The sequence below is a fragment of the Flavobacterium azooxidireducens genome (assembly GCF_023195775.1).
GTDB classification, from domain to species: Bacteria; Bacteroidota; Bacteroidia; order Flavobacteriales; family Flavobacteriaceae; genus Flavobacterium; species Flavobacterium azooxidireducens.
Genome location: NZ_CP096205.1, coordinates 1,864,621 through 1,880,723 on the forward strand (window position 1 = coordinate 1,864,621; position 16,103 = coordinate 1,880,723).

The 16,103-nt window shown below is 33.1% G+C and carries 18 protein-coding genes; 13 read left to right on the forward strand and 5 right to left on the reverse strand.

The features are described 5' to 3' along the window. The gene (locus M0M57_RS08090; protein ID WP_248436672.1) at positions 1-537 is read right to left on the reverse strand and encodes an RNA polymerase sigma factor; all 537 of its coding nucleotides are present in this window, start codon (positions 535-537) and stop codon (positions 1-3) included. 125 nt (positions 538-662) lie between these two features. On the opposite strand from M0M57_RS08090, the gene M0M57_RS08095 reads away from it, so the two are divergent. The 13 genes from M0M57_RS08095 (at position 663) to M0M57_RS08155 (ending at position 12,834) form a co-directional block, all read left to right on the forward strand. Further along, positions 663-1,967 carry an OmpA family protein gene (locus tag M0M57_RS08095; RefSeq protein WP_248436673.1) on the forward strand — a complete coding sequence of 435 codons (1,305 nt, stop codon included), beginning with the start codon at positions 663-665 and terminating at the stop codon, positions 1,965-1,967. Positions 1,968-1,969: 2 nt separating this feature from the next. Then, positions 1,970-2,608, forward strand: a complete 639-nt coding sequence (locus M0M57_RS08100; RefSeq protein WP_248436674.1) for a hypothetical protein — start codon at positions 1,970-1,972, stop codon at positions 2,606-2,608. A 19-nt stretch (positions 2,609-2,627) separates the two neighbouring features. Beyond that, a complete protein-coding gene (locus tag M0M57_RS08105) occupies positions 2,628-3,833 on the forward strand; it encodes a hypothetical protein (protein ID WP_248436675.1) in 1,206 nt (401 codons plus the stop codon). A gap of 12 nt (positions 3,834-3,845) precedes the next feature. Further along, entirely contained in the window at positions 3,846-4,586 is a 741-nt protein-coding gene (locus M0M57_RS08110) for a hypothetical protein (protein ID WP_248436676.1), read from the forward strand. Positions 4,587-4,588: 2 nt separating this feature from the next. Then, positions 4,589-5,206 (forward strand): hypothetical protein, encoded by a 618-nt coding sequence (locus M0M57_RS08115; RefSeq protein ID WP_248436677.1) that lies wholly within the window; start codon positions 4,589-4,591, stop codon positions 5,204-5,206. Positions 5,207-5,211: 5 nt separating this feature from the next. Beyond that, positions 5,212-5,601: a hypothetical protein gene (locus M0M57_RS08120; protein ID WP_248436678.1), complete on the forward strand. Its 390-nt coding sequence runs from the start codon at positions 5,212-5,214 to the stop codon at positions 5,599-5,601. Positions 5,602-5,611: 10 nt separating this feature from the next. After that, complete coding sequence (locus M0M57_RS08125) at positions 5,612-6,097, forward strand: hypothetical protein (protein ID WP_248436679.1); 486 nt, start codon at positions 5,612-5,614, stop codon at positions 6,095-6,097. 93 nt (positions 6,098-6,190) lie between these two features. After that, positions 6,191-8,341: a T9SS type A sorting domain-containing protein gene (locus tag M0M57_RS08130; RefSeq protein ID WP_248436680.1), complete on the forward strand. Its 2,151-nt coding sequence runs from the start codon at positions 6,191-6,193 to the stop codon at positions 8,339-8,341. Positions 8,342-8,507: 166 nt separating this feature from the next. Then, positions 8,508-9,134, forward strand: a complete 627-nt coding sequence (locus M0M57_RS08135) for a response regulator transcription factor (RefSeq protein WP_248436681.1) — start codon at positions 8,508-8,510, stop codon at positions 9,132-9,134. A 10-nt stretch (positions 9,135-9,144) separates the two neighbouring features. Further along, complete coding sequence (locus tag M0M57_RS08140; protein WP_248436682.1) at positions 9,145-10,899, forward strand: sensor histidine kinase; 1,755 nt, start codon at positions 9,145-9,147, stop codon at positions 10,897-10,899. Positions 10,900-11,192: 293 nt separating this feature from the next. Further along, entirely contained in the window at positions 11,193-11,342 is a 150-nt protein-coding gene (locus M0M57_RS08145) for a hypothetical protein (RefSeq protein WP_248436683.1), read from the forward strand. 11 nt (positions 11,343-11,353) lie between these two features. Continuing rightward, positions 11,354-11,788, forward strand: coding sequence for a hypothetical protein (locus M0M57_RS08150; protein WP_248436684.1), 435 nt, complete (start codon positions 11,354-11,356; stop codon positions 11,786-11,788). Positions 11,789-11,952: 164 nt separating this feature from the next. Continuing rightward, positions 11,953-12,834 (forward strand): DUF808 domain-containing protein, encoded by an 882-nt coding sequence (locus tag M0M57_RS08155; RefSeq protein ID WP_248436685.1) that lies wholly within the window; start codon positions 11,953-11,955, stop codon positions 12,832-12,834. Between the two features lie 22 nt (positions 12,835-12,856). On the opposite strand, the gene M0M57_RS08160 is transcribed toward M0M57_RS08155, so the two are convergent. The 4 genes from M0M57_RS08160 to M0M57_RS08175 all read right to left on the reverse strand — a co-directional run bounded on the left by M0M57_RS08160 (position 12,857) and on the right by M0M57_RS08175 (position 16,097). Further along, positions 12,857-13,291, reverse strand: coding sequence for a LexA family protein (locus tag M0M57_RS08160; protein ID WP_248436686.1), 435 nt, complete (start codon positions 13,289-13,291; stop codon positions 12,857-12,859). Between the two features lie 55 nt (positions 13,292-13,346). Next, positions 13,347-14,612, reverse strand: coding sequence for a Y-family DNA polymerase (locus tag M0M57_RS08165; RefSeq protein WP_248436687.1), 1,266 nt, complete (start codon positions 14,610-14,612; stop codon positions 13,347-13,349). Positions 14,613-14,966: 354 nt separating this feature from the next. Beyond that, on the reverse strand, positions 14,967-15,470 hold the full coding sequence (locus M0M57_RS08170) for a GNAT family N-acetyltransferase (RefSeq protein ID WP_248436688.1): 504 nt from the start codon (positions 15,468-15,470) through the stop codon (positions 14,967-14,969). Positions 15,471-15,494: 24 nt separating this feature from the next. Then, the gene (locus M0M57_RS08175; RefSeq protein ID WP_248436689.1) at positions 15,495-16,097 is read right to left on the reverse strand and encodes a hypothetical protein; all 603 of its coding nucleotides are present in this window, start codon (positions 16,095-16,097) and stop codon (positions 15,495-15,497) included. Between the last annotated feature and the right edge of the window lie 6 nt (positions 16,098-16,103).

Sequence of the window (16,103 nt, forward strand, 5' to 3'; positions counted from 1 at the left end):
TTACTTTTTTGTTAAGTCTTTCAGTTGCTTCAAACAACGTGATTTTTGACTTTTTAAAACATCTTTATTTGTATAACCTAACAGCGATTGAATTTCATCTAACTTCTTTTCTTCATAATAAAATAAGGTTAATACTTTTAAGCACTGTTCTCCTAATTTTTTCAAACTTTCTCGAAGTGAAATGAGTTGTATATTAATTTCATCTTCTGAATAGTCATCATATTCAAATTCAAAATGTTCTATTTCATCACTCGGAATCGTTTTGTTTTTTTTCTTCAATCGTTGAAAAATCATAAATTTTCCGATTCCAAATAAATAGGTAGTCAAACTACTTTTCAACTCATCAATCTTACCTTTTTTGGCATTTTCTAGTAGTGCAATCACAGCATCTTGATACACATCCGTCAATTCATCTTTATCCAAATTATAACGACTGGCAAAGAGAAAGAAACCATTTTTATTTTCTTCATAGATTTTTCGAATGGTTTTTTCGTCGCCGGTTTTTAATTGCTCAATCAAATTTGGGGCATTTATCATTAGTGCAATTTTTTTTTGAAAGTAAACAAAGCTACTTAATTTTTTTTTCTGTTGGCATGTTTACCTTTTTTAATTCTTCACACTAAAGGGAAAATGAACGAATGTTTAATTAAAATTTTATAGAAATGAAAAAACTTTTAACCGTGTTAGCTTTTTTAATTATTATCCAATTTTCTTTCGCACAAGAAACAACAGTTGGAGAACGTGTAATTAAAAATGCAAAAGACAAGACGTATGGCAGAGGAGAACAAAAAGGAGACGAAACAGTTGACAAAACCTTAAACAAAGTGGAAGAAAAAATCACCAATTTGTTTAAGAAAAAGGAAAAGAAGAAAAAGGAAACAGAACAACAACAAGATAGTTCTGAACAATCAACAGATGTAAATCAAGAATCCAAACCACAATCATCTTCATCAAAAAAACCAGTTAAATCCAATTCAAAATTTGACTTTGAAGCGGGTGAAAAAGAATTGTATTTCGACAATTTTAATCGATTAAGCATTGGTGATTTTCCGGCAGAATTCAACACCAACGCAAGTGGAGAAATAGTGAATGTAGACGGACAATCAGGCAAATGGCTTTCGATGACCAAAAATGGAGCTTTTATTCCGGATAATATTAAAAAACTTCCGGAGAATTTTACGCTTGAATTTGAAGTTGGAATCAATGCTGATCCTACTAACAACTATCCTGGTTTGGGATTAAATTTTACCACTGAACCGGATAATTTAATGCTGGAACGATTTTTCTCAAAAGGAATATCGGTAATTTATTTGCATCCGGGAGCAGCAACGTGTAGCGTTCAAATTATTCCGTCAAGCGGAAGTGAAATCAATAACGAAATCAAAATGCCGCAATGGGATACTTCACAAGACAACAATTTTGTAAAAGTTTCACTTTGGAGACAAAACGGAAGATTACGCGTTTATGTGAACGAAGATAAATTGGTTGATATGCCTCGTTTTTTCACAGAAAGTAAAGCCTATGATTTTGCTTTTTTCAGAAGCTTTTTTAAAGAATGCGAAGTTTATTTAACGAACATTCGTTACGCTGTTGCAGGTGCTGATACGCGAAATAAATTGATTACCGAAGGTAAATTTGTAACCAACGGAATTCTATTCGACGTAAACAGTGACAACATTAAACCCGAAAGTGGCACTGTTTTAAAAGAAATTGCCACAACATTACAAGAAAACCCAACCGTTCGTGTAAAAATCATTGGTCATACCGATAGCGATGGTGCAGATGCGGCCAATTTATCACTTTCACAAAAAAGAGCAGCTGCCGTTAAAACCGCTTTGTCCAGTTTTTACGGAATTGATGGTTCTCGATTGGAAACAGACGGAAAGGGCGAAAGTCAACCACTTAATAAAAATGCAACATCTGCAGAAAAAGCACAAAACAGAAGAGTAGAATTTATAAAATTATAAAGATGAGAAAATTTTGCTTTTCTATTATTGTATTGAGTTTAATCTCCTGCAATAAACTGAAAGAAAGTACTCAAGATGCTCTAACCAATTCGATGGAAAAAGCAATTGAAAGTAAAACCGGAACTCAAGTTGATTTGCCTGATGCAGCCGATATGGAAAACAATGGTGGGTTTGTTAATTATAAAGTTGCTGATAAAGTTTATTTAAAATCTGATGAAAAGTTACAAGCCACAGCGATTTTCAACAAAGACAACAACGGTTTGGCTATTGCCTTGCAGTTAATTGGTGAAAACGGAAAATCATTTATGGTAACAATAAATCACATTCCAGAAAATTTTTCATTGCCATTGACAGGGAATTTTTCCCTGAGCAATGAGTACGATGGTGTTAATCCATCCGCCACAATTCTCTTTATGAACACCAATGCAAATGTATTGGACACGTCTGAGATGCCGTTTGAAGGACAAATTACGATTTCTCAACTTTCTTCAAAAAACATCGAGTTTACGATAAAAGGAAAAGGAGGTGATGCTTCCGATGTAGAAAGTCCAAGCAATTGGAAGCCTATTTCTGGAGACGGAAAAATTAGTAATCCAATCATTTTGAGTTACGGAATCGATAAAAATGAAATTTTAAAATAATATTAAATTAATTGAAACAATGAGAAAAATTATCACATTATTACTACTATTTGTTGGTTTACAAAATAGTGCACAGTCAATGTCTGATGGAATTTACAGTACAAATTTCGGAACCATCAACCTCACTTTTGAAGTAGGCTACGAATATCCAAATGGCGGAATGGTCTATGGTGATTATAAAAATAACGGAACCATTACCGGCAGCACAACCAACAACGGAAAAGAAATCATCGGTACATTTCATAATGGAGCAGCCGAAGGAAAATTCATCTTCTTTGCACCCAGCGGAAAACAACATTTTTTTGATAGCGGAATTACTTCTTTTAATGGAAATTGGGGATATGGAACGGATAATAAATATTCTACTAATACTGATCATATTTGGAAAGCAACCAGCAAAACAAGTGGAAAAGATGCGATTAAAAATGTCACCAATGTGTGGAGCGGTAAATGGAACACCACCGATGGTAATCTTATTTTGCAACAAGTGGGAAACAAAATTACCGGAACTTATAAAGGAATTGGCACTGTTACTGCAATCTATTCTCCACAAACAAAAAAATTAAAAGGGACTTTTTACAATAATAATACGAAAAAAACCGGCCATTTTGAATTCAATTTTGAAGGAAATAGTTTTAAAGGAAAATGGGGTTGGACATCGGCAATGACTGATGGAGTTTGGAATGGTGATAAACATATAAAAAATAATAAAGAATTACCCAAATCAACAACACAAGTAACCTCTTCTACTTCTAATTCAGGAACTACTAAGTTTGTGGTGAGTGCAGTTTCAATTGACGCTTCGGAAGGCAAAATTTATGGATTTTTTGGTTGTAAACTTTTTAAAGTCACTGCTTCAGGAAGAGAACAAGTACAAAATTTCGGGAATAAATCGTCCGATTTTTATAACACAACAGAAAATAACGAAAATAAGCTTCTTTCAAAAAAACAAGCCTTTTCTAACTCACCGGAATTTTACAGAGAATTTGTTCTGAACAATTCAGATCTAAATAACAATGGTGTTAAATATGAACTTGAAATTTATTCGCACATGAAAGCCAAAAGAACGGGAGCATCTAACTTAAATTTTGGATTTATAAAAGAAATTTTTCGATTAGACCAAATTAAAATAGGAGAAACATTTCCGCTAATTTCTATTGTAGATGGAGTAACAATTTTTGGTGGTGGTCAATGTATTTTAAAATTCAAAGTAACAAAATCTTAATTCAATTTGATAATGAAAACAACCATCCTATCAATCCTCAGTATTTTTCTTCTCGCATTTACCTGCGAAGGAGATAAAAAAGAAAACAATTCTTCTATGGAAAAAGAACTTAATCAAGTCATAGAAGAGAATGTACTAATCGCAGAAGATTTCAAAGGAAAACTTGACGAATTGTTAACCCTTGAAATGGCGGCCGAAACAAGTGGTTATCCCGCTTCGGAAGCCAAAAAAAGTCCGGATTCTGAAATTGAAAAAAAATATAACAAAATCTCCATTTCTTACTCTTGGGATAAAACAAGTCGAACCCAACAAATTGAAATGATGGGAAGAAAAATGGATGCTCCGATTAATGATGAAGTCACTTTAAGTTGGGTGGAAAATAGCACTTTGGATGGATTTAAAAAGAAGTACCACAATCTAACCGAAGCCGAAATCGAAGCTTCCAATCAAGGTATCGATGAAAAAACGGCAGAGTTGAATTCAGAAGGTAAAGTAACCACAGAACAATCTGATATGGCCAAGTCAATCGCCAAAAATGCTATGAAAAATTTCAGTGTAGAAGAAGTGTCAAATGTGGGCGATTATGCTGTTTTTGTGAATCAAAAATTTGCCGGAGTTCCCACGCGAGAATTGAAAGTTTTCTACAACGGATTATCATTTACACTCTTGGTTAATCTGTCGGATGATTCATCATACAATGATAAAAAAGCCATCGCTTTAGCTCAAAAAATTATTAACGAAAAATTAAATTAAAAATGAAAACAATAAAATTAGCTGTACTGATTTTAGTATTCTCTATTTCAAATTCTTTTGCTCAATCGCTACCTCAATTGGTAAAGTATGATTTTAAATTCGATTGGTTAGCGGCACACACGGTCAATCAAAATATTAATGTTGGAACAGAAAGCGTGCACGGAATCGGATGGTGTCGTTTGTTCGTAAAAAATAAAATCACCGGAAATGAAGACCAAATTCAACCTACCGGATTCAAATACATTGGTAATTACGGTCGTGTGTTTGAAGTGCCAAGAAAAAGTGGAATGAAAGTGAGTAATGGAAACATTAAATCGCTAATGAATACCAAAGTTCGCTTTCAATTTGAACCTTCAAAATACGGCTATAAAACCTTAGCTGATTTGCACGATAATGCTTATTTCAAAATAGTTTATGAACTAAAAGTATATAAACCCGTGAATGATGAAATTGTAGGTAAACAAGAAACGATTGTTTTTTTGAAAGATGCCAAAGTACCTTCTGTCACATTGGAGCAAGCGAAAAGAACAAGCAATATTCCAACTAGAGTGGGCTATATGCGATTTAATAAAGCGAAATACAATTTGGGAATTTTGTATAGCATTGTTTCGGTTAATTAAAAAAGATGAGAATCGTATTTCTATTACTGATTTTTAGTCTCAAATCACAGGCTCAGCTTCAGTTTTGGAACACAAATTTATCCTCAACTATTCCGTTGTTTGAAGTAGAAATGGGTAAAAAAACCATCATTCATACCAAAATAGGAAAAGAAACGAAACCCACTTTTGTGTTTTACAAAACAGCTCAACAAACATTTAATCGTGACGGCAAAACTAAATATGAAATGACAGTTGAAAGTTCAGATAATGTAGCTAAACGAAAATTTGAAATCAGTTATACGCATTATCGTCAAACGAATCATTATTTGGGATTCATCAAAATAACTTACAATTATCACGATAAACGACCAACCACGATTTTTGAAGAAAATTTTAATACCATTACTAATCCATAAAATTAAAAATATGAAAAAAAGTATCATTCTAATTATTTTATTATCAAGTATTTCCGGTTTTTCTCAATTGGTTCAAGGAGAAATAAAAGTAAAAGAACAATCTAAAATTGAGATAGCAGCCAAAAGCAATAAAGCGGTCAATTTGTATGCCGATTTCAGAGAAAATAAATATCCGATTCAATTCACCTTCACCGGAAACTCCATCGCACTAAACAGCGATAAGAAAATGGTAGTTCAATTTGTTTTTACAACTACTGTAAAAAAAGACGGGAAAATTATTGGAACCATCAAACGTAACCCAATTCCGTTTTTTCCGGGCGATATGTTAATGCCGGTTGAAACGTTTGATTTTATTTCAATTTTATCAAATCAACAAACTAATTCTGAAGAAACTATTTCAGAAATTCCGAAAGGAAATTATGAAATTTTGTTGGAAGTAAAACCCGTTGGTATTAAAGGTGAAATTGCCTCTGCAAGGTTGTATTTGAAAATTTAAATCCGTTAAATCCGCTTACTTTTTTAAGCGGATTTTTTTTAATGTTTACTTTTTGGAAGATGTGACACTAATGAGAAATTAAAAACCACGATAATGAAAAAAATTACTTTATTACTGCTATTTTGGGGTTGTTCATTTTATGCTCAAAATATCAATTTTACAGATCTTGCTTTTAAGAATGTTTTGCTTTCTGCCAATGCGGTAACTAACTTTAACATTGCAAAAGATCTCGACGGAAATCCCGCAACAATTGATACAAATAATGATGGAGAAATTCAAGTTTCTGAAGCGTTAGAAATATCCTATCTAAATGTTTTAGGAACAAATGCTATTCAAAATATTGAAGGAATTCACTTTTTTGAAAATTTAAAAACATTGCTTGTGCAAAGTCAACAAATTAATTCGGTTGATTTAAGTGAAAATAATTTACTCGAAACCATATCTTTTAATTACAATTTTTTAACCAATTTAGATGTTTCAAGTCTTGTTAATTTAAAAAATTTGAATGTTCAATTTAATCCGTTAACTAGTATTAATTTGAGTAATAGCAGTGCTTTGTTGAGCATATATTGTTCCGATACACAACTAACCACATTAGATTTGTCGCAATGTTCAAACTTAATGGAGTTGAATTGCCCGAATACGCCATTAACGACTATTGATTTATTTGGTACAAAAGTTACATCTTTAACCGCAGGAGGTGATAATCTCGAAACTATTTTTGCCAAAAATGGATTACCGTCTACCATCCAAATTTTCTCCAGTCCAAATTTAAAATATTTATGCATTGATGAAAATGAAATGTCGCCAACTACGTTGAATGTATTTCAAAACCTTCACCCTAATTGTGTAGTCAATTTATATTGCAGTTTTGTCCCCGGTGGAACCTATTATACCATCGAAGGAAATGTGAAATTAGATACAAATTTAAATGGATGTGATGGTACTGATGTTAATCTTCCCAACCTTAAACTGGATGTTTTTAACGGTTCTACAACCGGTTCGTTTTACAGCAAAGCGAATGGTGAATTTTTTATTCCGTTGCAATCGGGTTCATATAGTGTTTCGCCTATTTTGGAAAACCCAAGTTATTTTACATTTCAACCTACAATTTTCACAGCAGATTTTCCTGAGAATGCAAGTCCGCTAAATCAATCCATTTGTTTAACGCCAAACGGAATTCACAAAGATTTAGAAATTGTATATATGCGTTTGCCAAGAAGTATCGGCACGCCCGGAATTCCAGGCTATGATGTGCGATACAAAATCATCTATAAAAACAAAGGGAATCAAATTCAATCCGGCCAAGTAACACTGAATTATCAAGATGAAGTGATGAATTTCACAGTGGCCAATCCAATTCAAACTTCTGTAGCAAACGGAATAATTTCTTGGAATTTCACTAATTTTCTTCCGGGAGAAACGCGAACAATTTTTGTTACTTTCCTTTTGAATTCACCACAAGATACGCCGCCACTTGATGCAGATGATCAATTGAGTTTTGATGCAGAAATAACCGACATTCAAGGAATTGACGATAATAATGATGATAATTTTTTCAATTTATCAGAAACAGTTCAGTCTTCAATGGATCCAAACGATATTGCTTGTTTAGAAGGCGACACTGTTGGTCCAGACCAAATTGGAAAATACGTTCATTATCTCATACAATTTGAAAATATTGGAACTGCCGAAGCAATCAATGTAGTGATTAAAAATACGATTGATGCAACCAAATTTGATGTCAATTCATTGATTCCGTTAGACAGTAATTATAACTTTGAAACGAGAAGAAAAGATAATGATTACGAGTTTATTTTCGAAAATATTAATCTACCATTTGATGATGAAAACAATGATGGTTATTTGGTTTATAAAATAAAGTTGAGGAACAATTTAATAATTGGAAACACTTTTACAAATCAAGCAAATATCTTTTTTGATTTCAATTTTCCAATCGAAACGAATGTGGCATCAACTACCATTCAAGCACTTTCTGTTAACGATTTTAGTTCGGATAATTTCAGTATTTCTCCTAATCCAACATCCGGAAATGTAAACATAAACGGAATAGATAATTTGCAATTTTCAGTTGAAATTTATGATTTGACGGGTAAACTTATGGTGAAGGAAAAACAGCAATCTCAAATTGATTTGAGTGCTTTTCAAAACGGAATTTATTTCATAAAAATTCGAAACAATCAAACCAATACTTCAGTTGTAAAGAAAATTATAAAGCATTAGTTTCCTTTAAAATAATGATTTTTCATCTGCTTTCAAATTTGGAAATTTAGTTAGTAGTTTATCCCCTTTCGATTAGTGGTTTGCGGAAGGGGATTTTTTTCTACGCTCATTTACGTATTTCAAAAAAGTTTTACTATTTTTAATATTGCATAGTAATTCTTTACTTATGAAAAAACGAATTGGCATAGTGGAAGACGACCGCGATTTGCGAGAAGCATTGGGTATGATGATTCAATTTACGGATCAATATGAATTAGCCGGAAGTTTCGAAAATGCTGAACTAGCCTTAAAAGAATTACCATCTTTGGATGTTGATGCCGTTTTGATGGATATCAATTTACCCGGAGAAAGCGGAATTATTTGTGTCAATAAATTGAAAAATTCCTGCCCGAATGTATTAGTTCTGATGTGTACTTCATACGAAGATGACGATAAAATTTTCCAAAGTTTAGAAGCCGGAGCAAGTGGTTATATTCTAAAAACCGAAGGTCCGGCAAAAATCATTGGAGCATTAGATGAATTGTTTGAAGGCGGAAGTCCAATGAGTAGCAGCATTGCCCGAAAAGTGGTGGCGAGTTTTTCTAAAATGGAATCGCAAAATAAATTAACCGAAACCCTTACAGCTAGAGAAAAGGAAATTTTAGATTTATTGGCAAAAGGGCAAATGAACAAAGAAGTGGCTCATCAATTGGAAATCAGTAATGGAACGGTTAGAAAACACATCCAAAATATTTATGAAAAATTACATGTCAACACGAGGGTAGAAGCGGTGAATTTATATTTGAAACGCTAAAAATAAGGATATGAGATTTTTTTTATACTTATTTTTAGTATTGATTTTCGCTCTCGGAAAAGCTCAAAATGTATCGGAAAATGCTAAATTACAAGAACTCAAAAACTGCAAAACGACGCAATGCAAGATTTCTAAATCATTTCTTTTGGCAGAATATTATTTGGAAACCGATGACATTCAATCTTCGCAAAAATGGTTGGATAGTACAAAAGATTTAGTTTCACCTGTACAATCTGACACCACAACTGTTTTTATTCACAGTCTGCAATCCGAACTTTTTTATTACGACGGATTATTTCAATTTGGCACAAATGAAGCCGAAAAAGCCATCCAAAAGGCAAAACAACTTCAAGATAATTTATTGATTGCCAATGGTTATTTTTTTAAAGGAATTAACCAGATTGAAATGAATAAGTTGAAAGAAGCGGAAAAATCATTGTGGAAATCAAGAGATTTTCAGCCGGAAAACTACAGTAAATCGCACATCAGAAGTACCATTCAACACGAACATATTTTCAATAACATTGCTCAATTGAAGTTGAAAATTCATCAAACAGATTCTGCCGTTTGGTATAATGCAAAAGCCTATCAATTTGCAAAAAAAGCAAGTAGTAAAAGAGGAATTCCTAATGTTGAACAGACTTTTGGTCAAATTTATCTGAATGAAAAGAAAATGGATAGTGCTGTTTTCTATTTTCAAAAGAGTATTCTTTCTGCTCAAGAAAGTGAATATTTTGATATAGTTCTGCTTAATTATGGTTTTTTGATGCAGTGTTTCGAAGACAATCAAATAGAGAATAATCGATGGTATGAAAAAGGACTGGAATTAATCAATCAAAAGATTATTAACACCACATTTCAACATTATTTCTACAAAATTGCTTTGTATGTTTTTAAAAAAACAAATCAAGTTGAAAAGCTTTCTTTCGTTCAGGAGAAATTAATCAACATCAACGATGAAACACGTTTAAAAGGGAATTTGAACATTCAAAATATCACCGAACAATATTCTAAGAACGAAAATAAACTCCTTTTACTTCAGGTTGAAGAATTAAAAAAACAGCGAAAATTTACTATTCTTCAACTAATTGCCGCTTTACTTTCAGTAATTATTTTGTCGTTAATCATCATCATTATCAGAAGAAAAAATAAAATTCAAAAAACCTTACTGCAACAAAAAAGTGAAATCAGCAAAGACTTGCACGACGACATTGGAAGCGGTTTAAGTAGCATCCTCATTCATGCCGATTTGCTAATGAAAAATGAAGAAACATCTGAAAAACAGAAAATATTGGCTTCGAAAATTAACCTGACCGGAAAAGAAATTTCACAACGATTAAACACATTTATTTGGTCATTAAATACTGAACAAAATACACTTCAACATTTTTCAGAGTATGTAAAATTGTATGGAGCAACGCTTTTTGATGAAACGCCAATTACATTTTCATTTAACACAACCGTTGAAGACAGTGAAACGATAAAAATGAACGGACAATTACGAAAGAACTTATTCTACGCAATTAAAGAAGTGCTAAATAATTCACTCAAGCATGCTCAAGCCACCAAAATTGATGTGAAGATGAAGTTGATTTCCTCTAAACAACTTCAAATAATCATTCAGGATAATGGAACCGGAATTAATAAAGAAAATGCATTTGGAAATGGATTGAAAAACATCCAAAACAGAGTAGAACAGATGAACGGAACTTTCTCAATGAAAACCCAAAACGGATTGCTTACCATCTTAACAATTCCCTTATAAATTCAAGTAAAATAAGTTTGTAAGAAAATAGGAATACGCTAAAAGGCGTATTTTTTTATGTCAAAATGAATCATTTGATTTTAAACTTTAATTGATTTATTTCATAAAGCCTTTTATTTACTGACTTTCTTCTTCAGAAAATTGATAAAAAGCACTACGGATAATATCGTATTGTGGTATTTTGTTGATTAAGTGAATTTTATACTTCAGAAATTACTAATCATAAGTTCAGAAAATGCAACAAGTAATTCCAGTGAGCAATTGGGATTGTGAAGAAGATGAACAAGACAACCATGAAAAGTTCATTCCTGCTGATTAAAGCAACTCAAGAACAACAATTGGTTATTGAGCAACAAAAAGGAGAGATTAATTTACTAAAACAACAATTGCAAGAACAATACAAATCACTTGTAGAAAGGTTAGAAAAAATAGAAAATAAATAAAATCAAAAATCATGAAAAATAACATAATTACAGTACTAATCTTCATTGTTTTTATCAGTTTCAATGCTTTTTCTCAAAGCAATCAAACATCTATAAATTACAGTATTTCAAAATCTACAGGCCATGAAAATGTAGGAGGAGATTTGGTAATTGTTGAGGGCACTTTATGTATTGAAAAAAGTCACAATTTCCAAAAACTTTTTGAAGCAACCAGCCATGCAACAGTGTTTTTTGATGTTAACAACCGTGGTGGAGGTAACAGTTGTGTTACATTGATAGTGGAAACAGCAACAAATACAATTAAAAAAGTAATTCCAGAAGATACTCAATCTGGAATTCTCAAATTTAACAAGGTTAAAAATGCTTATTTAACCATTGAAAACATACCAAGTGAACCAAACCTACTAACAGCAACAAGTATTGGTGTAGTAACAGTCTGGTTTTAATCTAGTAAATATAAAAAATTGGAAATTAGTTTTAGTGGTTGATCCCCTTCTGGCGAGTGGTTTGCGGAAGGGGGTCTTTTTTTGTCTAAATTCACTCATTGCCACATTAACAAATTGCCACATTCCCAAACTATATTGTATTTTTACACTCAAATTTATAAAAAATGGCTTCAGGATTTTTTGCACTGTTAGATGATATTGCGTTGTTAATGGATGATGTAGCAACCATGAGTAAAATGGCTACCAAAAAAACAGCCGGAATCTTAGGCGATGATTTAGCCGTAAATGCCGAAAAAGCCTCTGGATTCGTGTCTTCACGAGAATTACCCGTATTGTGGGCAATTACCAAAGGTTCCGCTCTCAATAAAGTCATTATTTTACCCATTGCCTTTTTACTATCCTATTTTTTGCCTTGGCTCATTACGATTATTTTAATTTTAGGAGGATTGTATTTGGCGTATGAAGGTGCAGAAAAAATTTATGAATATTTTTTTCCACATGCTCCAGCAAAAAAAGTAGAAGCGTTCAAAGAATTATCAGAAGCAGAAATTTTAGCCCTGGAAAAAGGTAAAATTAAATCAGCCATTATAACCGATTTTATTCTTTCTGTTGAAATCATTATTATCGCCATGGGAACTGTTGTTGGTCAGGATTTCTGGATGCAAGTCATGGTGGTAAGTGTCGTTGCGTTTATTGCAACCGTTGGCGTTTATGGAATTGTTGCCTTGATTGTTCGTATGGACGAGGCAGGGTATAAGCTGATTCAGTGGAGTGACGGACGAAATAAAATACTTCAATCGGTAGGAACGCTTTTAGTAAAAGCATTACCACGCGTTATTCAAGTTTTAGCAGTCGTAGGAACACTTGCCCTGCTGTTAGTCTCTGGTGGAATATTTTCGCATCAATTACCTGCTTTACATCACGCGGTCGATTTTATGCCAAGCATGTTGCTTGAATTTTTACTGGGTTTAATCGTGGGTTTACTTTGCGTTTTTGTAGTGAATATTTTTAAGAAAATTGTAAAGAAAAAAACGGTTACGGAGTAATTTTTTTAAAAGATAAATCTTTTTAGTACATTTTCTTAATCACATACGTCACAATTCCCCAAATCACCAATTGGTTTTCATCCGTGATTTTGATGGGTTCAAAAAGCTTGTTTTCGGGCATTAAGAACACCTCTTCTTTAGTTATTTTAATGCGTTTCACCGTAAATTCACCATCTAATAAACAAACGGCTACTTTATTGTTTTTAGGTTCTAAACTACGGTCAATCACCATAATGTCGCCATCGTCAATGCCGGCCCCAATCATCGATGTGCCAGAAGCTTTAGCATAAAAAGTAGTCTCTCGATTTTTGACTAAAACGTTATCTAAACTAATTTTATTTTCATCAAAATCTGCCGCCGGCGAAGGGAATCCAGCCTTAATTCCCGCTGTAATAAACGGAAGTTCGATTGGATTATCTAAATCCGGTGTAAAAAAGGTAAGTTTCGTTTTTGTCATATTTTTTTAACCACAATGAGCACTAAGAAGGCACAAAGTTCGCAAAATAATGGGTTTAATGACAATTTACTTTAAAAATATCCTGAATATCCGTCGTATATTTTGGTGAAAGCAAATTCTGTTTCATTTTCCAAGTGCGTTGCAAATCCTGATTACCTAATCGAATTTTTCGTTCACCGGTTTTTTTATGAAAGGCATCTATCACTTCCATGATCTTTTGGTGTTTCGGATTTTCTTCTTCAAACAAGTGAAATTGCTTTTGGTCTTGCGGAATAATTTGGGTTACAATCACTCCCGCTTTTTTATAAATTTCGCCCTCTTCAAAGATTTCTTTCAGCATTTTAACCGCCAATGCACTGATGGTCATGCTGGAATTACTCGCAAAAGGCAACGTTTCCATCTTATAAAAATTATACTTCGGTTTATCGACTTTGTATTTGTCTTTTCGCAAATATAAAATCACACCATAACAACAGGAATTTTGTTTACGAAGCTTCTCCGCACAAACGGTAGCAAAAGTAGAAACCCGTTCTTTCATTTCGTCAAACGTGGTGATATTGCCGTCAAAACTTCGGGTGATGGCAATGTTTTTTCGGTCTTTGGGTTCTTCGAGTTCTAAGACGGATTGACCTAATAATTCCAAACGCAATCGGTTGCCCACCACGCCCATTTCTTTTTTGATAAAAGCTTCGTTGTGTGGCAAAGTAAAATCGTAGGCGGTATGAATATTTTGTGCCTTCATTTTTTTGTTTAACCGAAAACCGATGCCCCAAACGTCTTCAATTTTGGTCCATTTTAATCCTTTGATGCGTTTTTCTTCGGTGTCGATGACATAACTTCCTTTCGTTTCTTTGGGAAATTTTCGGGCAATTTTATTGGCTACTTTTGCCAATGCTTTGGTAGGAGCAAAGCCAACGGAAACAGGAATGCTTAACCATTTCATTGTTCGCTTTTTCATTTCCAAACCGTATTGCTGATAATCCGGAATAGTCATGCCGTCAAAGTTTAGAAAAGCTTCGTCGATACTATAAACTTCAATATTGGGAGTAAATTGTCCTAAGATAGCCATCACCCGACTACTCAAATCGCCATACAACGCATAATTGGACGAAAAAACGGTAATGTTTTTTTGTTTGAGTTCGTCGCGTACTTTAAATTCCGGGGCTCCCATCGGGATGCCTAATGCTTTGGCTTCGTCACTTCGGGAGATAATGCAGCCGTCGTTGTTAGACAAAATAACAATGGGTTTTCCATTCAGTTGAGGTTGGAAAACACGTTCGCACGAAGCATAAAAATTGTTACAATCTACTAAAGCATACATCTTGTAAAGTTAGTGGATTATTGTTTTTTTTGGAAGCGAACGAATGTTAATGTTGATAAGAAAAAAGAGAATAGAAAAAAGAAAACAGAGCAAAGATAAATGGTTAACCGTTATCGGTTTTGGTTGATAGTTTTGATAAAAAAATAGTTTAAATTAAATCTATATTGAGATTTTTCAAAGATGGAGGAGACTAAAAGTTGAAAACACTACTAATTTTGTAATGATAAATCCGTGTTCATCCATTTTCGCAAAGCGAATCTAAAAAAATCAGTTTTATCCGTGCTATCCGTGTTCCATTTGAGTTAGTGATTATTTGGAAGTTTTCAATTGCAGTCGCAGTTTTCAGCCGACAACTCACAACACCTTCTCATACGCACGTCTCGGACTTCCTCTAAAATGCACGATGCCACAAAACACAAAACCTGATTTTTCAAAGATACTCATCATAGCAAAATTATCGTGGTTGGTATCGGCTTTGAGGCTGTGAATGTTATTGGCTAACGCAAAAGCTTCGATATGCTCAATCATTTTTTTAGACAAGTTTTGACCGATGTATTCCTGAGCAATCGCCACACGATGAAAAACCACAAAATCGTTATTGGTTAGCCATTCGCCCTGCAAATTATCATATTCCGGTTCGTCATTGATTAAAACGGCAGAATAACCTACAATAATTTCGCCATCAGTCAGCACATAACCAATTCCTTTTTCAATATCTTGTTGGATGATTTCCGGGTTGGGATAACCGTCTTGCCATTGGTTGCTGCCGTCGGCTTTTCGTCGAAGAATGGCGTTTTGTAGGATGGTCCAGATTTGTGGAGCATCGGTGGTGGTGGCTTTTCGGAAGTGTTGGTTCATGGGAAGTTACTTTGTATGCAGTTTTTATTTTAAAATTTCGATTGCAAATTCTTCAATACCATTCCATTCATATTTTTCTATGTCAACATTCCAAAGCCATTTGGTTTCGTGATACATAATTAGTATATAACCATGATATAGTTTGAAAAAATCTTTTAATGAAATACCATGATTATCAGATGCTCTTCTAAAATCAGAATGATTTCTTATGTTTCTCATGTACCTAAAATGCTCCGCAAACTTTTCAGGAAATTTTTCATTATAAAAATCTATTGTTTTTGCAAGATTATCTGCAAAACCATTCACGATTCTGTTTTTTCTATTCCTTAACAGTTTTCTTAACTCATTATTGAGAATTATATCGTGTTTTTCATTTTGTTTTTTTACATTATATAAATTGTGAATTTTATAAGTTTCTGCTTTATTATTTTTTAATTCTTTGTTTATGAAACTTGAATAAAATTCATATAGATGAGAAAGAAAATCTACATAAGAATTATAGCAATCAATTCGATCTTTTTTTGATGGATTTGATTTTAGATAAACAGCTTGGTGGCAAAAATTTTCAAATGCTTTTGAGCATCTATAAAATTCGTGTGTTAAAGTAATATTTAAAAGTTTATCCATTTGCAA